At 62.9% G+C, this 25,692-nt stretch carries 23 protein-coding genes; 13 read left to right on the top strand and 10 right to left on the bottom strand.

The genetic code is table 11. The features are described from left to right. Positions 1-62 precede the first annotated feature (62 nt). Complete coding sequence (locus PLN84_RS04765) at positions 63-485, top strand: DUF6508 domain-containing protein (protein WP_348531945.1); 423 nt, start codon at positions 63-65, stop codon at positions 483-485. A 148-nt stretch (positions 486-633) separates the two neighbouring features. Continuing rightward, the gene (locus PLN84_RS04770) at positions 634-882 is read left to right on the top strand and encodes a hypothetical protein (RefSeq protein ID WP_348531946.1); all 249 of its coding nucleotides are present in this window, start codon (positions 634-636) and stop codon (positions 880-882) included. A gap of 256 nt (positions 883-1,138) precedes the next feature. Here the strand turns inward: PLN84_RS04770 and PLN84_RS04775 are convergent, their stop codons facing one another. The 3 genes from PLN84_RS04775 to PLN84_RS04785 all read right to left on the bottom strand — a co-directional run bounded on the left by PLN84_RS04775 (position 1,139) and on the right by PLN84_RS04785 (position 2,908). Further along, positions 1,139-1,525 carry a hypothetical protein gene (locus PLN84_RS04775; RefSeq protein WP_300020140.1) on the bottom strand — a complete coding sequence of 129 codons (387 nt, stop codon included), beginning with the start codon at positions 1,523-1,525 and terminating at the stop codon, positions 1,139-1,141. Positions 1,526-1,791: 266 nt separating this feature from the next. Next, positions 1,792-2,109 (bottom strand): hypothetical protein, encoded by a 318-nt coding sequence (locus tag PLN84_RS04780; RefSeq protein ID WP_348531947.1) that lies wholly within the window; start codon positions 2,107-2,109, stop codon positions 1,792-1,794. Between the two features lie 436 nt (positions 2,110-2,545). Continuing rightward, a complete protein-coding gene (locus tag PLN84_RS04785) occupies positions 2,546-2,908 on the bottom strand; it encodes a hypothetical protein (RefSeq protein WP_292558623.1) in 363 nt (120 codons plus the stop codon). Positions 2,909-3,035: 127 nt separating this feature from the next. Between PLN84_RS04785 and PLN84_RS04790 the strand changes: the two genes are divergently transcribed. Then, on the top strand, positions 3,036-3,833 hold the full coding sequence (locus PLN84_RS04790; protein WP_292384465.1) for a hypothetical protein: 798 nt from the start codon (positions 3,036-3,038) through the stop codon (positions 3,831-3,833). Here the strand turns inward: PLN84_RS04790 and PLN84_RS04795 are convergent. From PLN84_RS04795 to PLN84_RS04805, 3 genes are all read right to left on the bottom strand, one after another. Beyond that, on the bottom strand, positions 3,746-4,210 hold the full coding sequence (locus tag PLN84_RS04795) for an OsmC family protein (RefSeq protein ID WP_292558625.1): 465 nt from the start codon (positions 4,208-4,210) through the stop codon (positions 3,746-3,748). The two genes, PLN84_RS04790 and PLN84_RS04795, sit on opposite strands and share 88 nt — an antisense overlap. 346 nt (positions 4,211-4,556) lie before the next feature. Then, the gene (locus PLN84_RS04800) at positions 4,557-6,815 is read right to left on the bottom strand and encodes a PAS domain S-box protein (protein ID WP_292558626.1); all 2,259 of its coding nucleotides are present in this window, start codon (positions 6,813-6,815) and stop codon (positions 4,557-4,559) included. 32 nt (positions 6,816-6,847) lie between these two features. After that, complete coding sequence (locus PLN84_RS04805; RefSeq protein ID WP_292558627.1) at positions 6,848-7,042, bottom strand: hypothetical protein; 195 nt, start codon at positions 7,040-7,042, stop codon at positions 6,848-6,850. A 328-nt stretch (positions 7,043-7,370) separates the two neighbouring features. Here PLN84_RS04805 and PLN84_RS04810 point away from each other — a divergent pair, with 328 nt between their 5' ends. After that, positions 7,371-8,900, top strand: a complete 1,530-nt coding sequence (locus PLN84_RS04810) for a TrkH family potassium uptake protein (RefSeq protein WP_348531948.1) — start codon at positions 7,371-7,373, stop codon at positions 8,898-8,900. A gap of 392 nt (positions 8,901-9,292) precedes the next feature. Here PLN84_RS04810 and PLN84_RS04815 read toward each other — a convergent pair whose 3' ends face one another. Beyond that, complete coding sequence (locus PLN84_RS04815) at positions 9,293-9,613, bottom strand: hypothetical protein (RefSeq protein WP_292384472.1); 321 nt, start codon at positions 9,611-9,613, stop codon at positions 9,293-9,295. Between the two features lie 569 nt (positions 9,614-10,182). On the opposite strand from PLN84_RS04815, the gene PLN84_RS04820 reads away from it, so the two are divergent. Together PLN84_RS04820 and hisH are read left to right on the top strand one after the other, a co-directional pair. Then, positions 10,183-11,592, top strand: coding sequence for a phosphoadenosine phosphosulfate reductase family protein (locus PLN84_RS04820; protein ID WP_292384473.1), 1,410 nt, complete (start codon positions 10,183-10,185; stop codon positions 11,590-11,592). Continuing rightward, a complete protein-coding gene (gene hisH / locus PLN84_RS04825) occupies positions 11,567-12,175 on the top strand; it encodes an imidazole glycerol phosphate synthase subunit HisH (RefSeq protein ID WP_292384475.1) in 609 nt (202 codons plus the stop codon). The genes PLN84_RS04820 and hisH overlap by 26 nt, the downstream gene beginning before the upstream one ends. Positions 12,176-12,464: 289 nt before the next feature. On the opposite strand, the gene PLN84_RS04830 is transcribed toward hisH, so the two are convergent. Further along, the gene (locus PLN84_RS04830; protein ID WP_292384477.1) at positions 12,465-14,306 is read right to left on the bottom strand and encodes an AMP-binding protein; all 1,842 of its coding nucleotides are present in this window, start codon (positions 14,304-14,306) and stop codon (positions 12,465-12,467) included. A gap of 187 nt (positions 14,307-14,493) precedes the next feature. On the opposite strand from PLN84_RS04830, the gene PLN84_RS04835 reads away from it, so the two are divergent. The 4 genes from PLN84_RS04835 (at position 14,494) to PLN84_RS04850 (ending at position 18,191) form a co-directional block, all read left to right on the top strand. After that, positions 14,494-15,198: an SDR family NAD(P)-dependent oxidoreductase gene (locus PLN84_RS04835; RefSeq protein ID WP_292384479.1), complete on the top strand. Its 705-nt coding sequence runs from the start codon at positions 14,494-14,496 to the stop codon at positions 15,196-15,198. After that, the gene (locus PLN84_RS04840) at positions 15,156-15,305 is read left to right on the top strand and encodes a hypothetical protein (protein WP_292384481.1); all 150 of its coding nucleotides are present in this window, start codon (positions 15,156-15,158) and stop codon (positions 15,303-15,305) included. Before PLN84_RS04835 ends, PLN84_RS04840 begins: the two co-directional genes overlap by 43 nt. Before the next feature lie 94 nt (positions 15,306-15,399). Next, complete coding sequence (locus tag PLN84_RS04845; RefSeq protein WP_292384483.1) at positions 15,400-15,573, top strand: hypothetical protein; 174 nt, start codon at positions 15,400-15,402, stop codon at positions 15,571-15,573. Between the two features lie 149 nt (positions 15,574-15,722). Next, a complete protein-coding gene (locus PLN84_RS04850) occupies positions 15,723-18,191 on the top strand; it encodes a PAS domain S-box protein (RefSeq protein ID WP_292384485.1) in 2,469 nt (822 codons plus the stop codon). A gap of 21 nt (positions 18,192-18,212) precedes the next feature. Here the strand turns inward: PLN84_RS04850 and PLN84_RS04855 are convergent, their stop codons facing one another. After that, entirely contained in the window at positions 18,213-22,172 is a 3,960-nt protein-coding gene (locus PLN84_RS04855) for a HEAT repeat domain-containing protein (protein ID WP_348531949.1), read from the bottom strand. 433 nt (positions 22,173-22,605) lie between these two features. Continuing rightward, positions 22,606-23,202 carry a helix-turn-helix domain-containing protein gene (locus PLN84_RS04860; RefSeq protein WP_300020341.1) on the bottom strand — a complete coding sequence of 199 codons (597 nt, stop codon included), beginning with the start codon at positions 23,200-23,202 and terminating at the stop codon, positions 22,606-22,608. Positions 23,203-23,515: 313 nt separating this feature from the next. Here PLN84_RS04860 and PLN84_RS04865 point away from each other — a divergent pair, with 313 nt between their 5' ends. Genes PLN84_RS04865 through PLN84_RS04875 form a run of 3 tightly spaced genes read left to right on the top strand, consistent with a single transcriptional unit; the run spans position 23,516 to position 25,691 of the window. After that, positions 23,516-24,028, top strand: coding sequence for a hypothetical protein (locus tag PLN84_RS04865; RefSeq protein WP_292558628.1), 513 nt, complete (start codon positions 23,516-23,518; stop codon positions 24,026-24,028). Next, the gene (locus PLN84_RS04870) at positions 24,025-25,032 is read left to right on the top strand and encodes a hypothetical protein (RefSeq protein WP_292384492.1); all 1,008 of its coding nucleotides are present in this window, start codon (positions 24,025-24,027) and stop codon (positions 25,030-25,032) included. The genes PLN84_RS04865 and PLN84_RS04870 overlap by 4 nt, the downstream gene beginning before the upstream one ends. Further along, on the top strand, positions 24,996-25,691 hold the full coding sequence (locus PLN84_RS04875; protein ID WP_292384493.1) for an HAD family hydrolase: 696 nt from the start codon (positions 24,996-24,998) through the stop codon (positions 25,689-25,691). The genes PLN84_RS04870 and PLN84_RS04875 overlap by 37 nt, the downstream gene beginning before the upstream one ends. The last annotated feature ends 1 nt before the right edge of the window (position 25,692 follow it).

Below are 25,692 nucleotides of genomic sequence, written 5' to 3' on the forward strand. Positions count from 1 at the left end.
GCCGGAGTGGAGGCGTAACCGATGCCTGGAGAGATCATCCAGTTTGAGGAGATGGGGCGGCGATGACGGCGCAGAAGAAGACGCCGACGCCCCAGCAGCGTCTCAGAGAGCTGGCTGCATTCCTTCCCCAGTTCGAACAGCCCGGCTTCTGCTTCGGCGATTGGGACTATCCCGAAGGGTCATCCCTCCCCTGGTATTCGTTCTCCCGGGTTACTAACGAGTACATAGAAGCAGCCTACGATCTCGAATGGGTCCGTCTTGACTTCGACTGGCCTACCTGGATGGAGACGCCTGAGGCAATACAACTCCGTGACGACGCCGGGGCCCTGAGCAGAGCAACTCCAGAACAGTTGTCCCGGTTGCTTACCGTACTCATCCGTCAGGATCGATACTGTGATGGAGCATTCGCCGATGCCTTTGAATCCGGTTTGCTTACTGCGATCTGTCGTCGTGCCGCTCAGTTAGAATCTGAAATAAAAGGCTGATGCAGTTCATGCGCCTCCATGAAGAGCGTGGTAGCGGCATTGACAAGATCGTATCCCGGACCTGAGTTCTAAGCTCCCGGCTCCTTTCTTCGAAGTTGCGGGAGAGGCCACCCGGTCAATCCTCTTTGCACCCCGGCCGCTCGCCAGGATGGACAAGGCCGACCGTGTGCGGGCCTGTTACCTCCATGCCTGCCTGAAATATGTCAACCGGGAATACCTGACAAACAGTTCTCTGCGTGAGCGATTCGGTATCTCCTCGAAGAATAGTGCAACAGTTTCACGGTTTATCAAAGAGGCAGTGGAGATGGGAGAGATTGTCCCCTACGATCCAGACGCAGCTCCAAAGATGATGAAATATGTCCCGTGGTGGGCGGCACCGGATGGGAGGAATACTTGATGAGCTGTATTCAGAGCGCCTGCTTCCGGAAATTAACGTCAGCGGTATTGCTGGCGATCTGTATATGTCCAGATATCTGCCGGTTTTTCCGTACTTGATGGGTACTTGATCCCGGCCCATGAAATCACCCGCATTCAGTTTCCGGTAAACGTTGCCGAGCGATAGAACAAGGGCATCGCTGTTCTCCTCAGCATGGTGAAATCGTATGCCTCGTGTCTCCCGACGTTACACAGATCCGGATGTCGAATCTTACCTATCACTCACATGTTCCCCCTTCGGGGGTCCGGCCGCCCAGACCCCGGACATCGTAGAGGCTGGTTTCCGAAAGAATGAGTTCCCGGTTGGCGATGATGTGCCGGTAGTCCCCGGTGTAGAGCACCGTGCCGTCGATCGCCACAGCAACGTCGTGGGCGTCGAGGAGCACCTCGCAGTCGTCGTAGTCGTCGATGACCGCACTGAACCGGTTCCAGATATCGCGGTAGGGCTCCGTTCGTGCATGGATGGCCAGAATTTTCCGATCCTCAAGAACCAAACGCCGCCGCCGGCAGAGTTCTTCATACCGCTCTTTCACCGCGAGGAGCGTCTTGTGGGCCGCTGCTGGCTGCTCGCTGCACGCGAGATCGCGGGAGATGCGCACTGCCATATCGACGAGCCAAGACCTTGCCGCCGGAATCCGGGGGAGAGAAGGTGGATTATGCGCCCCAGGAAACCAGGGTGTGTCGATAGTATACCCAACAGATAATGGACATTTATCAGACATATATCGGACATATCGGACACCCAATACTAAGAGGAATTTTTCAGATATACGGGCAGGCTACAAAGACAGGAACAGAAATCGTGGTTAGAGAAGAGAAATGCATGATTCCCGGAAGCCCGGGTGAACGCACCGGCGTGCTACCCCCTCCCTCACAGGATCGCCCCCTCCGGGAGTTCCTCCGGCTCCGGCGGCGGGGGAAGATCAGTCTCCACCGACCAGCCGGGGTGTAGCAGCGCCTCCGTATAGGCACACTCGGCAATCCAGTAGAGGTCGCGGTCACCATACATCCGGCCGAGCAGATGCACCTCCACCCCGCCCCGGATCCGGTCCAGCAACGCCCGGTATACCCCGCCGGGGCTGCCGCGGACCTCGTAGTTGATCCTGTCGGGAGCGTGGGGGTCGTCGCCCTCGCCCCGGACGACGATCGCGGCTCCCTCACGTTTCAGGGTTATCGTCCAGTGCGCCATAGGTGACTATGGCGCTGACGGACCCATAAGCGTATGCAAATCCGGCTAAACCGGTCGATGTGAATACGAACCGTGCCGGAGCATTACATCGTCTTAATAGATAGCGAAGGCCGGCCTAACATCGGATCGAGAGGCCCTCGCGTAATGTGCCCAAATGTTCGGAGCTTGCGATCAAATGTTCGAAGCTCCCCGGCAAATGTTCGGAGATCGGCTTCGAACAGATCCCGGGAACTCCGAACATCCACCCGCCATCGGGTGGCGGCCAGAACGGTAGGAGAACGTGCTCCGGCCCGGCCCCTTACTCATCGGAAGCCCTTTCCCGACCGGGCCGCCAAGAGCCACGGTGATGTCGTGCCGGTGCTCTTTCGTCACCTCTTTGAGCCTGCCTTCACGCATCCTCGGGAAGGAGGTGACGACCCGCTCCTACGTGAGATGCTCACGCTCGCCGAAGGTGCTCATAGCGCACCGGCGCCTGCGGGCCGGCCTCGCGAGTCCCGACCGAGAGGGCGATCTTGCCGAGGACGAAGTCCACCGCCGCGTCCACGAGGTCGAAGACCGTGCCCTTGTAGACCCGGTAGGACGGGATCGGTTTGGCGACCCCGGTGCCGTGGAAATTGGCGCACTTGATCTCGGAAGAGATCAGGAACCGTTGCGGCTGCTTCCCGAAGAGGAGGACCGCGGCGTTCGTCAGGTGCCCGTTATCAAGCAGGTTCAGGTGCTCCAGCAATTCAGTGGGAGAGGCATCGGGGGCGAGGGGGAACCGGCGGGTTGTCCTGGCCGTGCGGAGGAACCACGCCATCTGCTCCGGATCAAGGTCTTCGGATATACAGCGGGAATTTCTTCGTGCATATCCATAGAATCGAGACAAGTATATATAGAGGTTCGACCTTCCTCCGCCCACTCTGGGGGGAGAGTTTACGTCAACCTTGGATGCCGCCTCGAGCACAATGGGGGTTAAAACCACAATCTGGAGAATATTTACCGATATTTCTGCTCTTCTTTCTCATCCTCATTTTGCACTAAATTGGATCAACCATACCTTCTGGTATAAAAATTACCAGATAGACAGATTCATAGGACAAACCTGGTCAGGTATCTGGCAATGGATAAATAAACCCGTTGTGTGGCTGTTCGCAACTGCGGGGCTTGTTGTTGTTGCTGAACTTGCATATTGTTCCCTGGATCCGGGGAGCGCAACATTCGTTACATTGAATTATGCAACACTGGGCACATGCCTGAATAGAATATTCTCCCTAAACGAACTTGTGAAGATCCTTCTGGTATATTTGATTTTTGTGGCATTGTATGGGCTCGCGTCTCTTATGTATAATGACAGATTTTACGTGAAAAATTTTGTAGATCATGCTGGAACCGGTTCAACAGCCGGAATTCTCAATAATCTGCTCCTTGCGGAGTTCGACCGTATCGGAAGCCTTTATCAAGATGTCAGCGAACGACAGAAAGTAGTCTCTGAAAGGAGACAACCTGTGAGCTCTTTAGGGGATGTCTTCACGCGTCCTGACGGTATCAAGGCGGTCCCCCCACAAATAAGGCAAGAAGGATTTGTCGATTCTTCCGCCTTCATTGCCGCTCCTTCAGGATCTGCCTGTAGCATGTCCACCACGGTATCTCCGGATTATTTCCCGACAATCCGGTGTTCGGCGGTCACTTCCCCGACCTCTGCAAACATCGCGGCGATGGGGCAGAAGCGGGTTATCGTCTGATCGATGATTCCCGAGATCACCTCGTCGTCCACGGCGGCGCGGAGGGTGATCGTCAGGTGGACGCGATCGAAGAGCGCCGGCATGGTCTGTCGCCGTGTCGCATGGATCGCAATGGCCATCTCGTCGGGGACGATATCGTGATCCGAGAGAGCAAGAAGGATCTTGATGCCGACGCATCCACCGAGCGACGCGATGAGGTAGTCGATGGGGTTGGGCGTCTTCCCGCCTCCGCCCAGGTGACGGTGCGCATCGATTCGAATGCTCTCGCCGGACGGGAGGGCGGCGGAGAACCGCATTCCGCCGTCGTACGATATCGTCATATCGACCGGGTTGAACTCCATCCGGGACCTGTCCCAGGGGATCTCTGCGTTCATCATACAACCATTGCATTCCGGCCATATAATACGGAAAGCCGCACAGCTGCCATCGCAGCCAGAACGGGCTTTCCGGACGTGGATCGCGCCCGGGCATCTTCTCGGCCGATACGCGATCCGCCAGGCGATGTTCCATAGGAGTAGAACTTAAGCACCGGAGGTGCAACCCCAGGGTAAAAGCCGTTTCCCCATTCAGATCTCAGTAATGTCGGTCAGGGTATTTCCGATGCAGGGGTCATCCCAAAAGGGCCTGCAAACCATTGCTGCATGTTGATCGGAACATCTACCCACGAGATTTATACCTCCCGGACCATACTCAGTGCCGCCAGGGGGACAGTATCCACCACCCTCACGCCAGCTCGTGCTTCCGGAGGAACTCCCGGACCTGCCTCGACTCGATCCAGCCCCGGTCGAGTTCCCGGACGTAGTTGTTGATCCGCTCGACCTGCTCCCGGATCCGCTCCACGGCCACCCCTTCCTCGAGCACCTCGGTCATGCCGAGGATCACCTGGAGCGGCTGGCGGATGTGGTCGCCAAGGATTGCGAACTGCTCGATGTTCCGCTCGATCTGCTCGAACGCCTGCTGCCGGAGGTGCTCGTTCTGTTTCCGCTCCGTGATGTCCCGGCCGACCACGTGGACCCCGACCACCGATCGATCGCGGACGATCGGGGACTCGTTCAACTCTAAAAATGCTGCCGACCCGTCTTTTCGGCGAAACTCGATCCCGAGCCCCTCGACCGGCTCGCCTGCGGCTATCTTCGTTCGCCCCTTCTCCCACTCGGGGAGCGACGACGGAACAACGTAATCGCGGCACTTGCAGCCGATGAGTTCGTCGGGGGTGTAGCCGAGGATCCGCATGACAGCCGGGGATATGTAGGAGATCCCCCCTTCGTGATAACAGGTGTAGATCAGGTCGAAACTCTGCTGCATAATCTCCTGAAACTGTGATTCGCTCTTCTGAAGGTCCTCTGCCGCCTGGACGCGCTCGATCGCCCTTCCCAGGCGTCCTGCAATGGTATCTATCAGCGACCGTTCGTCGGCGAGGAACGGGCCGTCGTCCATCTCCGGTTTCTCGTGGAGGTAACAGACCTCCACCGTGCCGACCGTCTCGGCGTAGGCGACGATCGGCGACGTCTGCCGCCAGGGGGTCTCGCGGAACCCCTCCGTCTCAAACTTGCGGCCGCGCAGCGTGATCCTGGCGACGAGATCCTCCGGGAACTGCCAGCCGGAAGGGAGCGCCCGGGTTACTTCAGAGAAGATCTCGTCGAGCGACCTTCCCGGCTGCTCAACGATGCGGGAGACCGCATACAGGATTGAGAGTTCTTTCACCCGCTCGTTCAGTTCGTGCGTCCGCTTCCGCAGGGCCTCCTCCCCCTGCTTCTTTCCGGTGATATCCCGGACGACGACCGCGACCCGGGTGACGGCACCCGACGCATCCCTGACCGGGTAGAGAACGGTGCTGTACCACCTCCCCTGCCGCATCTCTTCGAACCGCATGAACTTGCCCGAGCCGGAGACCGCCTGCAGGCGTGACCTATATAACCCGACCATATCTTCGGAGAACAACTCGATAGCGTTCATGCCGATGAGGCCCTCGCGACTCATCGATACCCGCCGGAGCAGCCTATCGTTGGCGTCGATAAAGCGACAGTCCATATCCACGAGAGCGATCATATCCGCCGGGGCATTGAGGAGAGCGCGGGCGGTCGCCTCGCTCTCCCTGCGTTCATCCTCGGCGCGCTTCCGATCCGTGATGTCGTAGAGCTGCTCGATAACGAACGCCACCTCCCCCCCGGGACCAAGGATCGGGCTCGAGCGGCACTCCAGGTACCGCCCGAGTTCGGGGACGAACTTCTCGACGACCTCTCGCTTTTTGCTCGCGAGCGCACGGTCCGTCGCACAGATCGTGCAGGGTCCGGTCCGCCCGATGAGTCCGTAGCATGTCCTCCCTTTCACCTCCTCCGGCGTCATCCCGAGCATCTCGTAGCCGGCACGGTTGTAGCGCAGGATAGTATGGTCCGGCAGCTGGACGCCGACGATGTCGCCGAGGTTCTCGAAGAGCCCCTCAAGCAGGGTGTTCACCTCCTCCAGGCGGCGCCGGGTCTTCTCTTCCCGGGTGATGTCCTGCCAGGTGACGACGGCGCCGGATATCCTCTCCCCGGTTATGACGGGTGAAGCGGATACGGCTATGTGGATCTCCTCGTCGCCGGCCGCGGGGATGACGAACCGGCAGGACGTGAGCGTCTCTCCCCTGAGTGCCCGGTGCCCGGGAAGGTCCCGGGATTGGACCGGCCTGCCGTCGAGATAACGGAGCGGTGCGTCCTGCATCCCCGAGAGTGACCGGGTTATCGGGTTCTCGTCTCCCGGACCCGCCACGACCGGCCTGCCGTCGGCACCGTAGACAATCCCCTGCCTGCCGATGGCGGCGAAGAGTGCATCGCGCTCCAGATTTACCCGGGCATTCCGGGCGGCAAAGTCCCGGTTCTCAGCGAGCAGGGCTTCGATGCCGGCTCTCAGCCTCTGCCGCGACCGGTGGTCGAGAGCACCATCGACGTCCTGCAGCATATCCAGAAGGTCGGCCGGCGACGCGTTACAGAGATCCTCCATCTATCCTCCCTCTCCCTGGTGCCGCCGGAACTTCACGCATCTGCGCCCACGCCAATCTTCGTCCGGCAGAGAAAGACGGCAGGCTCCCGGAGCAGCAGAAGAGAAACCCAGGGCAGGAGCGCCCCGGCACGGCGATCGCTTGCAGAGACTACGTCATCAGGTTCGTCGAGCTGCCGGTGCATCGCCGGCGGTTCTGCAGATATGGACGTGAGATACTGAAACATCATCGGCTCCGGCAGATAAACCACCATAAATATAATTCAACTATAATAAAAATGACTGGGATCGGGGCCCTCACCCCAGAAGGCGATGACCGGGACTACCCGGCTGACCGGCCTGGAAGGCCCGATACGGTCCCGGCACGGAGAAGGCCGCCGGCCGCTGCACTATCGCCCACGCGGTTCCGGTGGTCGGGGCGTCGCGGAAACTTCCGGGGCCGGTCGGGAGGGTCCGTCGGCCCGGGCACGGCCGGAGAGCACCAACAACTATATACCAGAGAGAGCGATCTCTCCGTCCTGCGGCCGCCGATCCCTGCGATCCGCACCGGGTGCGATAATGGACCGTCGCAAAAACCGTCTCCTCCCGGCACTCTCCGGGATGGGAGTATTCTCGGCGACAAACAGCCAGTTTGTGGCCATCGCCCCCGAACTCGGGCTCATATTCCTCTTCATCGCGCTGGTATCCTGCGCACCGTTCCTGGTCGGTCTCTGGTACGGCGAGACCGGGCTCCTCCTCCCGATGGCCTCGGCGCCGGCGGGGTTCGGCATCATCGGGATCTGGCTCGCCGGCATCCCGAAGGTGGAGGGAGAGGCCCGTCTCTCCGCCGCACTCTCTGCGGTCGCCCTGATCTGGTTCGCCGCCGCCCTGATCGGTGCCCTCCCCTACACGTTCGGTCTCGGGCTTCCCTACACCGACAGCGTCTTTGAGGCGATGTCGGGATGGACCGGCACGGGGTTCTCCCTTCTCCCGTCGGTCGATACCACGCCGAAGATGCTCCTCTTCTGGCGGTCCCTGACCCAGTGGATGGGCGGGCTCGGGATCGTCGCGTTCAGCATCGCCCTCGCGGGGAGATCAGGCCTGACCCGGTTCCGGCTCTACCGCGCGGAAGGACGGTCAGAGACGTTCATGCCGAGCGTCGTTGCCACAGGCTTTGAGATGTGGCGGATATACCTGGTGCTCACGGCCCTCGGTGTCGGGCTCGTCCTCCTCTCGGGCATACCCCTCTGGGACGCCGTGAACATCGTCATGACGGCGATATCGACCGGCGGGTTTGCGGTGCATACGGCCGGTATCCTCTACTACAATAGCCCGCTCCTCGAGATGCTCATCGTCCCGGTCATGATTGCCGGGGCTCTGCCGTTCAAACTCTATTTCCTCCTCTACTACAAAAGGAGATTCGGGTTTCTCACCGACCGGCAGGCGATCCTCCTCTTTGCGCTCATCCTTGCCGGGTGCGCCGTCGTCACGTTCGACCTCGCGACCATCTCCTCTCTCGCCCCCGCCGAGGCCCTCCGGCAGGGCATCTTCATGACGGTAAGCGGCATCACCTGCACCGGGTTCCAGAACGCCGACCCCCGGAGTTGGTACGCCACCACGGTGATGGCCCTCACCGTGCTGATGCTGATCGGCGGGTCGGCGGGAAGCACCGCCGGCGGCATCAAACTCGGCAGGGTCATCCTCGGCCTCGAACTGCTCAGATGGTGGTTCCTGAGGCTTCAGGCCGGCCGGCGGGCAATCACCCCGCTCCGACACGACGGGCGGGCGATCCTCGAGCACCTCCCGGAGTACGAGGTCTCAAAGAGCATGCTCGTCGCCGTGCTCTTCATCCTGGTGGTCGCGGTCGCCACCCTCCTCCTGCTCCACCTTGCGCCGCAGGGGGGGTTCGACTCCGCCGACGTCGTCTTCGAGGTCGTCTCCGCCGTCTCCAACGTCGGGATCAGCACCGGGTTCGTGAACCCCGGCATGAGCCCCGCGGCGAAGTGGCTTTTCATCATCGTTATGTGGGCAGGGAGGCTCGAGATCGTGCCCGTCATCGCCCTGGCGGCCGGGGCGTCGCGGAGGCTGGAACACGCCGTGTTCCGGTGAAGACATTCATCGGCAGGAGAGGGGAGACACATATCAGACCGGAGATCCGGCCGAAAAAAAGAAAACGTGAAGGTGAGAGGCCTGATGCTCCTGAAGGCCTAGTTCTTCTTAGCCTTGTCCTGCTTCTCCGCCTTCTTATCCTGCTTCTTGTCCTGGGACTTGTTCTCCTTTGCCATAAATGACACACCTCCTTCCCGAGGTGGGATATTACTGATGTTAGCGATTCAAGATATATATTTTACGCTCGAACAGCCAGTTTCCCCTCAAATTACGGCAAAATTCGGCGATTTTAACCACCGCGGACCGTGGGGGAGATCGGGGGTCGCGCCGGAGCGCCGTTGCAGCACGGGATCGCAAAAATTGAGTGAGAATGGGAGCAGGAATGGGGCCTTTTATGCCCCGCGCCTGACACTGGAGAGCATGTAGAGCGCAATCAGGGAGAGCCCTCCGACCACCTCGACGCCTACCACGATGGCCACGGCCGGGACGGCCCCGGCGGCCGAGAGGATCTCCGATATCGGGCCGAGCTCGACCGGCGTCCCCACGGGCGCCGATCCCGGCTCGGCGAGCCAGTCGTAGAAGAGCCCGGCACCGACCGCAAGCATGACGGCCGCCATGAGGACGAAGATGAGCAGCCCCAGGACCTCGGTCTTTCGCAACGGTCTTCCCGCAACACGCATTGATGCCAATTTGACACCCCCGTTCTCATGCATTCGTCTCACCCCATGCCGCCCGTCGGAAAGACGGGGCTGAGAGGCTCTTGCCGAAAGTAGTCTTCTGAAGGATGCACGCTGCGTGAGTCCGCTTATCGAGCAATGCGGCGCAGGGGACCCCCCAGCCGGTGATCACGAGTCCGGGCGGGGCTCTATAGTCAATCGTCATAACAGGGAGGCCTGCTGCTATACCTGCGGTCTGTACAGCCGGCAGACGGGGGGTCACGGAATCACCCGGTACATGCGGTATCTCTCCATTCATCAGAGTAGGATCGTGGGCAGGCCGATGCCGGAGTCGCGGGCACGATTCTACATGATTGAACATGACAATACTATGAGACAGAGGATGTATTTAATGGTATGCACCCAACCCCGATGCACCCGGAGGGTCGGACCCCCGGGGGATCAGGATACGCACCGGGGATTTGACCGCCGATACGGCGATGCGCCGCCGCCTGGAGATCGGGGCGGCTGCCATCAAGGTAAAACTGCTGTTTCCGGAAGTTTGTTGCTGAAACAGTTCAGAATACACCAAGACTTTTATCCGTTTCTCCCCAACGAATATGAGAATGCCTCGCCTTTACCTCGGGAAGATCCTGCTTCGCTGGTGCGACGCCTGCCACGCTCCCGTGCTCTCCGGGGTCTGCGCCTGCGGCGCCCCGACCCACCCGGTAGCCGTCACGCCGCCGGGAGACGCACGGCCCGCGTTCCCCGACGACATCGAGCGGATCAACAGCATATTCAGCGATCACTTCGGAGCGCCGCTGATACCGGAAGGCCATATCGCACTCCTGAACAAAGTTCCTGCCGAGGACCGCATGGACGAGATCGTCCTCGGCGGCGCGGTCGTGGGCGCGGTCCGCTACATCCCCGACGAGCAGCGCTGGGAGCCCCTCCCGCGCCCGGGCGCCGCGGCGTACCTGCGGCCGACGAAGCGCTACGTCGTCGCCGACGACGGGGCGGTCCCGTCCATCCGTGACGGGGGAGCAAGCCTCCTCGCACCGGGCCTCGTCTCGATCGACCCCGCCGTCCACGAGGGCGACGAGGTCTTCATCCTGACGGGGGCCGGCGAGTGCATCGGCGTCGGCAGGGCAAAGGTCGACGCCGCTACCGCCGCGACGATGGAGCGGGGGCTTGTCGTCCGGACACGGAAGAACACACCCTCGGTCCCGGTCCCCGGCAAGGCGACCTGGGAGGATGCGATCCGGGCAAACGAAACTCTCCTCGCAGACTACGAGGCCGCGAGCATCAAGTTCGTCCGGGACGTGGCGGAACGGAACCCCGAGCGGCCCACGGTCTCCTACTCCGGCGGAAAAGACAGCCTTGCGACCCTGCTCATCGTCTTAAAAGCGCTCGGCCCGGTGCCGCTCCTCTTTGCCGATACGGGGCTCGAGTTCCCGGAGACCTGCGAGAACGTGGATGCGGTGGCGGAACGCTACGGGCTTGAAGTCTTCCGGGTCTGCGATGAAGAGACCTTCTGGCATGAGTTCGAGAAGAACGGCCCGCCGGCGGTCGACAACCGCTGGTGTTGCAAGGTCTGCAAACTCCACCCCGTCGGCCGTCTGATCGGCGAAAACTGGGGAGAGTGCCTCTCGTTCATCGGGCAACGGAAGTACGAGTCGGTGAAGCGGATGCAGAGCCGGCGGGTCTGGCGGAACTCCCACGTCCCGCAGCAGCTCTCGGCGGCTCCCATCCAGCAGTGGACGGCGATGCATGTCTGGCTCTACATCTTCCGCGAGAAGGCCCCCTACAACCGCCTCTATGCGCGGGGGCTCGACCGTATCGGGTGTTTCATGTGCCCCTCGAGCGACCTTGCGACGTTCGAGATCATCAAGGAGTCCTGCCCCGATCTCTGGGAGATGTGGCTTGGGAGACTCACCGGGTGGCAGGAGAAGCAGGGCCTCTCCTGCGACTGGATCGAGCGCGGGTTGTGGCGCAAACAGGGAGATGCGGATGAAGAAGAGGATAGTTATAATTGATTACGGTCTGGGCAACCTGCGGAGCGTCCTCCGCGGGCTCGAGCGGGCAGGAGCCGTACCGGCGATCACCGCAGACCCGGAGCTGATTGCGGCGGCCGACGGCATCATCCTCCCCGGCGTGGGGGCGTTCCGCGAAGGAATGGAGATGCTCGGCAGCCTCAAGGACACGGTCCTTACCACCGCAAACGATACGCCGCTCCTCGGCATCTGTCTCGGGATGCAGATGCTGATGGACTCAAGCGAGGAGCACGGCATCCACCGGGGGCTCGGCCTCGTGCCGGGAGACGTGAAGCGTTTTATCCCGGCCGCCGGGGAGAAGGTCCCCCACATGGGGTGGAACACCATAACGATCGAGCAGGAGACCCCGCTCTTTGACGGGCTCCGCGAGGAGGAGTACGTCTACTTCGTCCACTCCTACTACGCGGCGGCCGCACCGGCCCACACCCTCGCGAGCACCGCCTACATCCACCCCTTCGCCTCCGCCGTCGGAAACGCTCTCACCTACGGCGTCCAGTTCCATCCCGAGAAGAGCGGTGCGGTCGGTCTCCGTATTCTTGAGAACTTCATCGAGCGGGTCTGTTGAGCGGGGCCTGCAGACAGGTTTTTCGGCCGCCGATGGGGGCGGTGCTATGTTGGTGTGCTTGTGTAGCGGCGGGGTTGATAGTTATCGCATTTACTGTTAGGAGCATTTCAGAATAGCTCAGGCGCCGCGAGGCGCGGCAAACAGAGCGACCAAAACGAGGAAAACATCACGGTACAGTGGACCGTGGAGATATCGCCTCTGGGGGAACGACTGTCGAAACGGCAGGAGTTCGAGCACCGTCAGGTGCGAGTTGCGCACCATCAAACCCATAAAAAAAGGAACGGGCGGTTCAGTTCCCGTTCGCGTGTTTCCGCAGTTCCTGGTCTCGGAGGATGTTCCGCTGGATCTTCCCGGAGATGGTCTTGGGGAGCTCCGAAACAAACTCGATCGCCCGCGGATACTTGTACGGAGCGGTGCTGTTCCGGACGTGCTTCTGGATATCCTTGACCAGCGACTCGGACGGCTGGTAGCCGGGCTTCAGCACGATGAACGCCTTGACGATCATCCCCCGGATCAGGTCCGGCGACCCGACGACCGCCGACTCCTGGACGGCCGGGTGCTCCATGAGGGCGCTCTCTACCTCGAACGGTCCGATGCGGTACCCCGAGGACTTGATGACGTCGTCGTTGCGCCCGATGAACCAGAAGTAGCCGTCCTCGTCCATACATGCCTTGTCGCCGGTGTAGTAGAATCCGTTCTGGAACGATTCCCGGTTTGCTTCGAGGTTATCCAGGTACTCCACGAAGAGCCCGACCGGCCGGGGATCGAGTTTGACCGCGATCTTCCCTTCCTCCCCGACGCCGACCGGGTTGCCGTCGTCGTCGTGGAGTTCGATATGCCAGCCCGGCACAGGTCTTCCCATGGAGCCGGGCTTATGCTTCATGCAGGGGAGCGTGGCGATGCAGCAGACGGTCTCCGTCTGGCCGTATCCCTCGTAGATTGGCTGCCCGGCGCCGTCCTGCCAGACGCGGGTCACCTCGGGGTTGAGCGGCTCACCGGCGCTGCAGCAGTGCCGGAGGTCCCGGAAGTCGAACTTGTCGAGGTCGGCAAGGATCAACATCCGGTAGACCGTCGGCGGTGCACAGAACGTGGTGACCTCGTACTTCTCTATCAGCGGGAGCAGTTCGGTCGCACCGAACTTCCCCCGGGTATCGTAGACGAAGATACACGCCCCCGCAATCCACTGCCCGAAGATCTTGCCCCAGGCGCACTTCGCCCACCCGGTGTCCGAGAAGGTCAGGTGAAGATCGTTCGGCTTGAGGTCCTGCCAGAGTGAGGCGGTGATGATGTGGCCGAGCGGGTAACTCTGGTTGTGCAGCACCATCTTGGCCTCCCCGGTGGTGCCCGAGGTGAAGTAGATCATCATCGGGTCGGTCGACTTCGTCTTCTTTGCGACCGGCATGCTGACCATATGGTGCGAGACACGTGCAGGGTACTCGAGTTCGTGCGGGTAACTCGCCCAGCCCTCCCGCTCTCCGTCCGCGAGGAAGAGGGTATCGAGCAGCGGGCAGGCATCGGCGACCTCGTCGACCTTCTCGGCGTTCTCCCTGTTCGTGATGATCATCCGGAACTTGCCGGCCTGCACCCGGTATTTGATGTCCTTGGGGGTCAGCATCGTCGGGCAGGGGCAGAAGACCGCCCCGAGCTTGACGAGCGCGACGACGAAGATCCACCATTCCGGGATCCTCGGGAGCATCAGCATGACCCGGTCGCCCTTCTTGATCCCGTACTTCAAGAGGATGTTCGCGGCACCGTTGGAGAGGTTCCGGAGGTCGCGGAAGGAGTATTTCTTCTCGTTGCCCTCCTGGTCCACCCAGATCATCGCCAGTTTGTTCCGGTCGGTCTCGGCCCACCGGTCGATCACGTCGTACCCGAAGTTGAAGTGCTCGGGGATGTTGATCGTGAAATTCACGCATGCGGCCTCGTAATCGGTTATATTGGGCCCGGAACTGTTTACCGGCGGCATGCCCGCCGGAGCCGCGTCCTGCACGGCGCTGCCGTCTGATGCACCGTCGAGGTGGTTCATGCAGAGTTCATTGAGCCATTCGGACCGGGATATTCCCCGGAATTCACACATCCCGTCGATCTTCTTCACCAGGTCATCCTGCATCGTGACCGAGTATCGCACCATACATACAATTTTGTGGTGCGGTATATCATTATTTTCTTTTGTTACGCACCGGTTTTTCAGGAAGTTGACCAATCTGCGGTGCGTTTGACCCGGATACGGGCTTAACATCGATCAGATCTGCCGCCCGGGGTGGAGGAGCGCACCGGTACCAAACATTCAAGTGAGAGAGGGTGCATCCGGACCGCATATGGCGGAGCAGACCATCCTCGTTACGGGCTCAACAGACGGTATTGGAAAAGCGACCGCACGCGCCCTCCTCTCGCAGGGTCACCGCGTCCTGCTCCACGGCAGGAACCTGGGGAAGGGCCGTGCCGTCCTCGCGGAACTGGAGGCTGCCACCGGTTCCGACCGGTTGAGCCTTTTTGTCGCCGACCTCTCGGTACAGGAGCGGGTCCGGGACCTCGCCCGGGAGGTCGGCAGGGCGGTCGACCGGCTCGACGTGCTCGTCAACAACGCCGGGGTCTTCATGCCGGAGCGGGAGGTTCTACCCGGCGGGATCGAGATGACGTTTGCCGTGAACTACCTCGCCCCCTTCCTGCTCACCCATGAACTCCTCCCGCTCCTCGAGCGAAGCGTGCCCGCGCGAATCGTCAACGTCGCGTCGATCGCCCACCGGAGCGCGCAGGCACCCGACCTGGCGAACGCGCCCGGCTTCGAGGATTACGACGGCTACAAAGCCTATGCCGTATCGAAACTCGGAATCGTCGCCTTCACCACCCGCCTCGCCCGGACCCTCGAGGGGACGGGGGTGACGGCAAACTCCCTCCACCCCGGGGTGATCGATACCAGGCTCCTCCGGGCCTATATGGGGGGGCGGAGCGGCGGCGCCCCCCGGAGAAGGGGGGGGAGGTGGAGGCGCGCCTCGCCGTCTCGCCGGACGCCGGCAGGATGAACGGCGGGTACTTCGAAGAGACACGGTGGGCACGCCCGTCGTCCCTCGCCCTCGATCCCGATGTCCAGGAGAGGTTCTGGGAGATGGGGCTCAACCTCACCGGATGAGACAGGGGTGATCCGGGGGGAAAGCATATGCCGGATGAAGGAGAGCGATAGCCCATGCCCGGTGACGGGCAGCGAGCACACAGGGGGAGATCGCATGAAGCGTGACATGAAAGGCGACGAGAAAGAAGAGACGAAAGAGTACTGGTGCGAGATATGCGGAGCGGCCTGCGACGAGATCACCGAAGAGACGTTCCCCGACCTGAGAAAGGCTCGGACGCTCTGCCCGGACTGCCGGAAGTCCTACGAGGAGTCCTGTAACCTGCAGTGACGGGCAGGGATGCACGACGTGTGAATCGGGACGCACCGCCGTCCGTCCACCCGGGATGGTTCAGGAAGGACCTTTTGTAGGGCCCGAGGAGAACAGGTGCGGAGCCTTCCCGGAAGAAGGCCCGGCCAAGCCGCGCGACCGTGCTATTCATGACGCTCACGACGTATTCCGGCGGGCGCACGACCACGCTCCCGGCCCTGGCCCAGGGCGACGGGATCCTCATCGTCGACGCCGATCAGAAGATAGTGCAGGCCAATGCACCGCTGCAGGCCCTTCTCTCTGCAGCGCGGGAGGAACTTATCGGAGCGGATGCTCTCGATACCATCCGGGGCCGCCTCTCTCCCCTCCTCGCGGAGGGCGAGTCAGGTGAGCGGGTCGTCGCCCTCCTCCGGGACGGGCCGTACCCGCCGCCGATAACCATCGGCATCCTGGTCCCCGGTTCCGGTATCCGGCGGGTATCCATCACATCGAGCGTGATCGAGGGCGCGAAACCCGTGCTCCGGCTCCTCGTCTTCCACGACACCGGCAAAGGAGGTGCCGAGCCGGTCCCGGGGCCTTACCGAGACCTCCCCCCGGTCTTCTTCGGCCAGGACCGCGACCTCCGCTACACGGGGGTCTTCATCCCCGGTGACGCCGGCCCCCTCTCGACCCTCACTCCCGGAACTACGGACGCGGACCTCTTCTGTCCGGAAGAGACCGCACGGCTAACCAGACTCAAACGCCGTGTTCTGGAGGCAGGGGAGGCGGTACGGGAAGAGATCCCCCTCACCATCAACAAAACCACCTACACCATCGACCTGATCCTGGTGTCGTTGAGCGACAGTGAAGGAGAGGTGACGGGGCTCATGGGAGCCATGCTCGATGTCACGGGTCAGCGTCGGCCCAGTGAAGCACTCTTAACGAGCGAGCGGCAGCTTGCCACCCTGATGAGCAACCTCCGGGGCATGGCCTACCGGTGCAGGGCAGACCGCAAGTGGGCAATGGAGTTCGTCAGCGAGGGAGCAAAGAGGATCACCGGCTACGCACCGGACGATCTCGTCGGCAACCGGCGGGTCGCTTACGCCGACCTCATCCACCCCGACGACCGGGAACGGGTCCGGGAAGAGGTCACCGCCGGGCTCGCCGAGGGGAAAGGTTTCCAGATGACCTACCGCCTCATCACCGCCTCCGGCCAGGAGCGATGGGTCTGGGAGCAGGGGCGGGGAGTTCCCGATTCGCAGGGCGGCGCCGGGGTGATCGAGGGCTACATCACCGATATCACCGATCGGGTCAGGGCCGAGGCCGCCCTTGCAGAGAGCGAGGAGCGGTTCCGCACGATATTCGAGGAGGCCGGGATCGGCATCATCCTGACCGATACGCAAGGGAGAGTCGTCAAAGTCAACCCGGCACTCCAGCAGATCCTCGGCTACAGCGCCGACGAGTTCCAGGAGATGACGGTCGCCGGGCTGACCCACCCCGACGACGTGGAGGAGAGCAGCAGATGCCTTGCGGAGCTGGTTACAGGAGAGCGCGATCTCTACCGGCTGCAGAAACGCTACGTCACCCGTTCCGGAGGGGTCGTCTGGGCCCGAGCGACCGTGACGGCTCTTCGCGACGCCGACGGAACCGTCCGGTATACGCTCGGTATGGTGGAGGATATCACCGCACGGAAGCAGGCCGAAGAGGACCTCGCCGAGAGTGAAGAGCGGTTCCGGAGTATCTTTACCACCAGCCACGCAGTCATGCTGATCATCGACCCGGAGACAGGGGCCATCGTCGATGCGAACCCTGCAGCGAGCGCTTACTACGGCTACCCCCGCGAGGTCTTCACCACGATGCGGATCAGCGACATCAACACGCTCAGTTACGAGGAGATACTCCAGGAGATCCAGAAAGCGGAACCAGATGGCGAGCGGCACTTCTCGTTCCGGCACCGGCTGGCGGACGGCCGGGTCCGCGACGTGAACGTCTTCAGCGGCCGGGTGGTCGTCCACGGGCGGGTGCTCCTGCACTCCATCGTCCACGACATCACCGAGCAGCGACGGGCGGAGGAGCAGTTCCGGGCGCTCCTCGACGCCATACCCGATGCAGCCCTGCTCATCGACCGTAGCGGAACGGTCCTCGCCTTGAACGAGGTGATGGCGGCACGGCTCGAAAAAAGTGTCGCGGAACTCCTCAGGACGAACATCTACGATCTCTTCCCACCCGAACTGGCGCCGGTACGGCGGGAGGCGGTTGAGCGGGCGGTCCGTACAGGTAGCCCCCTCCGGCACGTCGATGAGCGCTCGGGAATGGTCCTGGAAGGCATCCTCTTCCCGATCCCGGGCAGCAGTGAGGAGGCGGAGAGGGTGGCGATCATATCCCGCGACATCACCCGCCAGCAAGAACTCGAACGAGCCCGAAAAGAGGCATTCTCCCAGATCGAGCAGAACATCGAGCAGTTTGCCGTCCTCGCCGACCATATCCGCCAGCCGCTCCAGGTGATCCTCGGCATGGCCTGCCTGGGCGAGGACGAACGGGTGACCGGAACCATTCGGGACGAGGTCGAACGGATCAACGGGTATATCCGGCAGCTCGACAGGGGCTGGATCGAGTCGAGGAAGATCCGGGAGTTCCTCCGCCGGTATGAACTGGTGTAGGCACGCCGTCGGGCTGCCGGCTCACCGGCTCCCTCCAGTACGTTCCCGGATCCTCTCCACCGCATCCCCTGCAGCCCTCCGGACGTACCAGTCCTCATCGTTGAGGATGCCTCTAAGAGCCTCGACCGCCCCTGCGTCCCCGATCTCAGCCAGCACGTCCGCGGCACGTTTTCTGACGTCGCCGTCGGGGTCGCCGAGTGCGGAGACGACCCGAACCGCGGCCGGGGCCCCTATCGCGACGAGCGCCGCCGCGGCCTCCCGCCGGATGCTGTAGTAATCGTCGTGGAGGAGGTCCATGAGCGCCGGGACCGCACGCGGGTCGCGCACCTCGCCGAGGACCCTTGCCGCCCGCCGTCGGATGCTGTCATCGCGGTCGTTGAGGACCGCGACAAGCGGCCCGACCGCCGTCTCGCCCATCCGGGCCAGATCGCTCCACTGCTCCTTCGCGATCAGGTAGAGGGCCGTCTCCTCCCCCGGCCCCGGCGGCCGGCCCAGGCGGTCGAGAGCGTCCGCAACCCCGGCGCGAACGCGGAAATGCCCGTTCGTGAGCGCGCCGGGGAGCTGTCGGGCCGCCGGCTCCCCGATCAACACAAGAGCCGCCACCGCACCCTTCCGGGCCGTATCGTTCCCCTCCGCAAGGACCGAGAGGAGCGGTTCGACCCCCGCCTCGCCCATCATGCCGAGCGCCCGCACCACAACCCGTCCCACACGCCAGTCCCCGTGCAGGAGCGTATCGGTGAGCGGGGTGATGGCAGCCGGGTTGCCGACCTTGCCGAGCGTCGCGGCCGCTCCCATCTGGATCGCCGGGGAGCCGCCGTGGAGAGCCCGGACCAGCGGCTCGACGGCGGCATCCCCGATAGCGACAAGCGCCCGCGCCGTCCCGAGGCGGATATGCCAGTCACGGTCCTGGAGGGCATCGATGAGCGGCGCGACCGCCGGCTCCCCGATCATCTTGAGCGCCTCGACCGCCTTCCTCTGCCCGCCGTCCTGCTCGACGCGGAGCTCGTCGATCAGCCTTGCGACCGCAGGGGCGCCGATCATGCCGAGCGCCCGCGCCGCCCCCATCTGGATTGCGGTGTCCGGGTCGTTGAGCGTCCGGATCAGCGGCTCGACGGCCCCGGCCCCAACCTCCCCGACAGAGGCCCACTGCTCCTTTGCAATCAGGTAGCGGACGGTCTCGCCCTCGGTCTCCGGCGTCCACCCGGCTCTTCCGAGGATCTCCGCCGCACCCAGCCGTACGCGGTAACGCTCGTCCGAGAGCGCTTCCGTCAGATCGGCAACGACCGGGCTGCCGATTCGGGTGAGCGTGTCGGTCGCTTCCAGGCGGACAGCGTCGTCCGGGTGCCCCAGCGCCTCAATCAACGGGGCGACAGCCGGGTCCCCTAGATCGATGAGCACATCACCGACCCGCTGCCGGATCCGGGCGTCGCCGTTCCCGAGCGCCTCGATCAAGAGATCGATGGAAGACTCGCCTATCGTCGCCAGGACCTCCGCCGCAGCCTCACCCGTATCGGGAAGCACGAGGGCCGGGATGAGCGCATCCGCGGCAGGCCTCCCGATCCGCACCAGCACCCCGGCAGCCGCCGGGCGGAGCGTCTCCTCGCCCAGGGCATGGATCAGGGGTTCTACGGCCGCCCCCCCGATCCGAACCAGCGTATCGCCTGCGAACTCGGAGCGGCCCCCCTCCCCGAGCAGGCGGACCAGGGGGAGAACCGCAGGTTTCCCGAGCAGGACAAGCGACTCCGCCGCTCCCGCCCGGACACCGGCATCCGCGTCCCCGAGCCGCGCAACCAGAGGATCGACGGCGGCGACTCCGAGATCCACGACCTCCAGCCATCGCTGCAGCGCAATCAGGTAGACGACCTGCTCCTCTATCCCCGCGGGAACCCGGTCGAGTCTCCTGAGGACCAGGCCGGCCCCCATGCGCGTCCGGGCGTTCAGATCGCCGAGCGCTTCGACAAGCGGCCGGAGGGCGGCGTCGCCAATCCCGGTGAGCGCGGTCACCGCTCCGGTGTGGCCGTCGCCGTCCTCGCCGAGGAGAGGAATGAGGGGACCCGCCGCAGGGGCACCGATGCCGATCAGGGCGTCGACGGCTTTCCGGTGAAGACGGTCCCCGCCGCTCCTGACGAGTTCGACAAGGGCCGGGACAGCCTCATGCGCCCCGAGCCTGCCCAGAACCTCGACGGCGCTCTCCCGGACTGCGCCGGTTGCCCTCTCGAGCAGCGTAAGAACCGGGGTTACGGCCGGCCTCCCGATGGCGATGAGCGCATCTGCCGCCGCCGGAGCAACGGCATCGTCAGCGAGGGCATCCACGAGCGGACCTACGGCCGCAGGGAGGCCGATCTCGCCGAGCGTCGCCGCAGCCTCCCCGCGTAGGCGGTCGTCGTCGCCGTTGAGGATCCGGATCAGCGGCTCGACGGCCGGCTCGCCCATCAGGGCAAGTTCTATCCACTCCTCCCGGGCGATCAGGTACCACGCCCGCTCAGTGTCGTTCCAGGGTTCCCAGCCCATCTCGTCAAGGACCCCGGCGGCAAGACGCGACCTGCCGGAGGTCAGCGCCAGGATCAGGGGCGGGACCGCCGCCTCCCCGAGCGCACCGAGGACTCTCCCGAGCGTCTCCTGCACCCCTCCGTCCGTCTCGTCCAGGGCCCGGACGCATCCCTCCGCTGCCGGCTCCCCGATCTTTACCAGGGCCGCCGCCGCCGTCTCGCGGAGAGAGAGGTCGGAGAGCAGCCCGATGAGCGGATCAACTGCAGGGAGACCGATTTCGGCGAGCGCCATACCCACCAGCGGTCGGATCTCATCGTCCGCCTCGGGGAGGAGATCGACCAGGGGGCCGACCGCAGCCTCACCGACCTCCCCGAGGGTCCGGGCGGCGTTCCACCATGCCTCCCGGTCCGGGGATCTCAGGATGCGGATGAGGGGATCGACTGCAGCCATGCCATAGTCCGCAACATCGAGCCACGCCTCTTCGGCGATGTGGTACCGGATCGCCGCGGCGTCATCGGACGGCTCCCATCCGAGTTCCCGGAGGATAGAGGCGGTGGATCGCCGGATGCTCCCCTGAGGCGCGTCAAGCGCCTCGACGAGGTGGGGGGCCGCCGCATCGCCGATCTCCCGGAGCGCGTAACGAGCGCCGAACTGCACCTCGTCGTCATCCCCGGCGAGCGCTGCGATGAGGGGGGGCACGGCAGGCTCTCCGATGCGGACAAGCGTAGCGGCCGCCCCGGTCTGCACCACACCGTCCCCGAGTGCGGCGATCAGCGCCGGGATTGCATCTTCGCCTATCAGGGCGAGGGCTTCGGCGACGCACCACCGCCTTCTGTCATCTGCACGAGCGAGCGCTTCGATCAGGGGAGCCACGGCATCGGCTCCGCGCTCCGTGACGGCTCTCGCGGCGCGTCCGCGGACCCCGGCATCCGGACTGCCGAGGTCATCGACGAGCGACTCCACCGGGCGGTCCCGGTCCGGGAGAACGGGTGCAACCGCCGGCTCATCCTCCACCGAAAAGGCAGCGTAACCAGGAGCCCCCGGCGAGGAGTCATCGTCGTCGAGCCCGAGCATTCGCATGAGTTCCTCATCGGTGAGCGGAACAGGCAGGTCATCCGGGACGGGTCCGGGAAGGTCATCCGGATCGCCGGAGACACCGTCGTCCGGGCTGTGGTCGAGGGGGAGGTCAGGGAGCGGATCCGTCTCATCCGGGGAGGCGGGATCCTCGAACCAGTAGAAATCACCCGAGACCTCTTCGACCTCCTCGTCCGAACCGCCGGGGGAGAGGTCGTCTGCATCTTCACCCGGGGAGGCGGGCTTGTCGATCGGCTGGAGGAGGACCACGGGGACCGTTTCAAACCCTTCCTCGACGCCCGTCTCATCGTCGGTTCGAGCGTGCTCGCCCGGGAGCGGATCGAACGGGAACTCCGGGCGGAGGGTTCCCGGGTCAGGGCCGCCCTCCTCGTCGTTCTCTCCAGCGCGTCTCTTCATCCAGCGCCTGAAGAAGGACTGCTTCTCCGGCCCCAGTATACCAGGAAGACCCACAAGAGGGCAGAAGGTTTCAACTGTCTGAAATTCCTGGAGTCCCGGCGTCCCCACCCAGAACAGAAGGAGGGCAAGAACTGCAATGCCAGAGGCCGCGAACGCCAGAGTCTGCAAGGCCCGCCTGTGGCCCTCGCCGGAGACGCACGCCATTCGTCCCGTCATATGACCGATTCCCGCTACGGCATCAACGGAGGAGGCATTCCGGAATGCTCGCGGGGTCTCGATGCACATGAGGAGAACTCTACGTCTGAAAATTAAATAGGTTTGTTTTCTGTGCCCCGCAATGAGATACTGCCTGAATATAATTGACTCCAGGGACACAGGCCGGGGAGGCACGAGTCCGGTCGGTCCGGGCCGGCAGCCATCCCGTATGAGCGGATCAGAAACCTTCGTTCATGATCCGTTCGAGTTCCGAACGCTTGATCCGCCAGGACCCCCCGCACTTGACCGCCGGGATCCGCTCTTCCCGGATGAACTCCCGGATCCGGCCGGGGGTGAAACTCAGAGTCGAGGCGACATCATCGACGGTGAGCATCCGCTCGCCCGGGCTGTTATGACCGTACCCGATCGTCTCCCAGTCCTCGTCCGGCATCATGATGGTGATGACCGGCTCGCCGTCATCTCCCGGGGAGACCGTGGCCTTGAAGGTGAGGGTAGGGACGAACCCGTTCTGGTAGAGGCTGACCTGGAACTCGAACTCCTCCTCGGTCGTCGTGCAGGCTTTATCCCTGAATGCGTGAAGGGTGTCCCAGAGATTCTCCGTGACGGTCTCCTGCGGAATATTCGGGAACGGCACCATGCTCTCTGCAGCCCGTGCCGAGACCGCGAGAGGGAGTGTGATTCCGATATCCCTTCCCATCCGGGTGATCTCGATCAGGTCCCCGTCGTCGATAGCATCCTGCCGGGTCGTTCTCTGTCGATCCGGGTCCGCCAGCCCCCAGGTCTCGTCCGGTGTCTTTAATCGTACTCTTCGCATCTCCATGAACCATATCTCTCCGGGATATTTTCGCGCCTTTCTATACCACTATAGGATATCGACCATAAAAGATTTACCAAATATTTCACGAGATTTTGCGATTTGTTTCACGCTAAAGGCTTATTTTGAGAGCCCCGGGAGCGAATTCCCACCGCGATCCGGCAGGATACCGAACATGGGTTCAAAAAAGACCATTAACAGACAGAATATCCAGAAAAAACGGATGATATGCCCCAATTTACCAACCCGGAACCCCAATCCTGAGGGCAGGTTCCCAACAAAGGCTATATAGCAGCAGGACGAGTCTTGAGCAGTGATCTCTCCCGTGACATCCGCCGGTGGCGATGCATACATTACACTTCTGGGACGTTCAACGTGGGCGCTCGTCAACGCTTATCATGCAGTCCTGCGGGAGAAGGGGTTGCGCCCCGAACGGGTCTCTATCGTCACCGAGGAGCCGTACGCAGAAGATGCATCGACCGCAGCCGAGGCTGTCCGGATAGTCTCGGGACGCTACGGGGTTCTTCCCGTGATCGAAGTGATAGTCCTGCCTGAAGCGGACTTCGTCCGGGCCGGGCAGACGATCCGCTCGCTTGCAAACGATTTTATCCGGCAGGGGTTCGACGTGGCGATCGATATCACCTCGGGGAGGAAGGTCACGGTCGCCGGAGCGCTCATCGCGGTCTCCGTTGCGGGGCTCGACCTCCGGCACATCTACTACCTCGCCATGAAGAGCACCGACGACGTCGCAAAGCCGTACATGATGATCCCGCATCAGATCCAGAGGATCCGCGACATCATGGAGGATGCGGGGGCACGGCCGTGAACGACGTGGTCATCCGGGAGGACGAGGTGCAGGTCTTCCTCAACAGCCTCGATACGGTTCGTGTCTCCTACCCGCTCTACGAGGGGGACCTCCTCGTCGCACGCCCCGAGGGGACCGGTTTTCGGCTCGAACTGCCTGCAACGCGTGAGACGTTCCAGGACTGGCTCTCGGCGTACGGACCGATCGCGGGCGAACTTCCCTCGTACGGCGACCTCCAGGAGTGCATGTTTGCAAGCGGGATCGCGCGTTACGTGAACCAGGCCGCCTTTGAATCGATGCTGATATCCTACGGGCAGTTGAAGAAGACCGTCTTCTTCGGCCTGGATACGAACCTCTTCTACCACGGGTTTGTATCGAACAACCCGGGCATCAACCCCGCTTCCTACCTGATCGTCGAGACCGTCCGGGACGAGATCACCTACGCCATCAACCGCAAGTACCCGGCGAAGATGATCGAGGAGATGGCGGCGCACGCGCCCCGCTGCCGTGAGTTCATCAGAGAACTCGAGAACAAGCGGATGAAACGGTCCCGGAAAGCGGCATACCTCGCGCTGAAAGAGTACCGCACCATCCGCGACCGGGCGATGGAGATAACGTCACCGGAGAAGCATACGCATCTTTCGGAGGAGAACGACCGAAACATCGTCTCAGCGCTCCGGAAGTTTGAGGAGGAGCGCTACGCCTTCCCGGTTCTCCTCACCGCCGACATCTATATGGCGGACCTCTGCATGGCCGAAGGGCTTGAGTACTTCTACTTTGACCGCCCATACCTACTGGAGGCAACGACCTGCACGGCGCCGGAGTTCCGGCGGCTGCTCTTCAACCTCGCGGCCGTCTTCGGGTTCGTGCGGTGCAACGGCGTCACCCTCTTCGGGGAATACGGCGGAAAGGGCAACGACCTGGACGAACTGAAGGCGCGGTTCGAGGACGATGGGGCCTACCGTGAATTCACAAAGGATGTAGAAGTATGCAGGAGACTCGCGGCACTCGGCATAACACGGTAGAGGCGGTCCTCTGCGACATGGACAACACCCTCTTCGACCTCGTCGGAGCGAAGCGGGAGGCATGCCGGTGCGTGGTCGATTACCTCGGGACCGGAGATCCCGAGGCACTCTTCTTAACGTTCCTCCGGGGGGTCTACGGGTTCGAGGACCCGAGAAACATACGCGACTACCTTGAAGACCTCGGGGTGTACGAGCCCGGGGTGCTCGAGGTCTGCTGCCGCACCTACGACGACGTCAAACTCGATACGGTCGAGGCGTATCCGGGTGTCGAAGAGACGCTCGGGTGCCTCGCGGACGCCGGGATCGGGCTCGCGGTCGTCACCGACGCGGAGGCGTTCCAGGCACGCCGGCGGCTCGATAAGACCGGACTCATCGATTACTTTGAGATCGTGGTGACCCCGGAGGTCTCGGGAAGGCGGAAGCCGGAGCCCGACTCCCTCCTCTGCGCCCTCCGGCAGCTCGATACGGCTCCGGCGGAGGCGATGATGGTCGGGGATAGCCTGGTCCGCGACATCGCCCCGGGGAGACAGCTGGGCATGACAACCGCGTTTGCCGCCTACGGCGACTGGCGTGCAGACCGGCCGGCGGCGATCGAGGCGGATATCGTTCTCGCTGCGTTCTCCGAACTCCCGGGCCACGTGGGGATTTTCGGCCGGTAGA

The sequence above is a fragment of the Methanoculleus sp. genome, from assembly GCF_035363275.1.
In the GTDB taxonomy this organism is placed as follows: Archaea; Halobacteriota; Methanomicrobia; order Methanomicrobiales; family Methanoculleaceae; genus Methanoculleus.

Bases quoted from the DNA above. Each gene is read 5' to 3' on its own strand.
- PLN84_RS04765 (WP_348531945.1), top strand. From the start codon at position 63: ATGACGGCGCAGAAGAAGACGCCGACGCCCCAGCAGCGTCTCAGAGAG.
- PLN84_RS04770 (WP_348531946.1), top strand. From the start codon at position 634: ATGGACAAGGCCGACCGTGTGCGGGCCTGTTACCTCCATGCCTGCCTG.
- PLN84_RS04775 (WP_300020140.1), bottom strand. From the start codon at position 1,525: ATGGCAGTGCGCATCTCCCGCGATCTCGCGTGCAGCGAGCAGCCAGCA.
- PLN84_RS04780 (WP_348531947.1), bottom strand. From the start codon at position 2,109: ATGGCGCACTGGACGATAACCCTGAAACGTGAGGGAGCCGCGATCGTC.
- PLN84_RS04785 (WP_292558623.1), bottom strand. From the start codon at position 2,908: ATGGCGTGGTTCCTCCGCACGGCCAGGACAACCCGCCGGTTCCCCCTC.
- PLN84_RS04795 (WP_292558625.1), bottom strand. From the start codon at position 4,210: ATGATGAACGCAGAGATCCCCTGGGACAGGTCCCGGATGGAGTTCAAC.
- PLN84_RS04800 (WP_292558626.1), bottom strand. From the start codon at position 6,815: ATGGAGGATCTCTGTAACGCGTCGCCGGCCGACCTTCTGGATATGCTG.
- PLN84_RS04805 (WP_292558627.1), bottom strand. From the start codon at position 7,042: ATGATGTTTCAGTATCTCACGTCCATATCTGCAGAACCGCCGGCGATG.
- PLN84_RS04810 (WP_348531948.1), top strand. From the start codon at position 7,371: ATGGACCGTCGCAAAAACCGTCTCCTCCCGGCACTCTCCGGGATGGGA.
- PLN84_RS04815 (WP_292384472.1), bottom strand. From the start codon at position 9,613: ATGCATGAGAACGGGGGTGTCAAATTGGCATCAATGCGTGTTGCGGGA.
- PLN84_RS04820 (WP_292384473.1), top strand. From the start codon at position 10,183: ATGCCTCGCCTTTACCTCGGGAAGATCCTGCTTCGCTGGTGCGACGCC.
- hisH (WP_292384475.1), top strand. From the start codon at position 11,567: ATGAAGAAGAGGATAGTTATAATTGATTACGGTCTGGGCAACCTGCGG.
- PLN84_RS04830 (WP_292384477.1), bottom strand. From the start codon at position 14,306: ATGGTGCGATACTCGGTCACGATGCAGGATGACCTGGTGAAGAAGATC.
- PLN84_RS04835 (WP_292384479.1), top strand. From the start codon at position 14,494: ATGGCGGAGCAGACCATCCTCGTTACGGGCTCAACAGACGGTATTGGA.
- PLN84_RS04845 (WP_292384483.1), top strand. From the start codon at position 15,400: ATGAAGCGTGACATGAAAGGCGACGAGAAAGAAGAGACGAAAGAGTAC.
- PLN84_RS04850 (WP_292384485.1), top strand. From the start codon at position 15,723: ATGACGCTCACGACGTATTCCGGCGGGCGCACGACCACGCTCCCGGCC.
- PLN84_RS04855 (WP_348531949.1), bottom strand. From the start codon at position 22,172: ATGAAGAGACGCGCTGGAGAGAACGACGAGGAGGGCGGCCCTGACCCG.
- PLN84_RS04860 (WP_300020341.1), bottom strand. From the start codon at position 23,202: ATGCGAAGAGTACGATTAAAGACACCGGACGAGACCTGGGGGCTGGCG.
- PLN84_RS04875 (WP_292384493.1), top strand. From the start codon at position 24,996: ATGCAGGAGACTCGCGGCACTCGGCATAACACGGTAGAGGCGGTCCTC.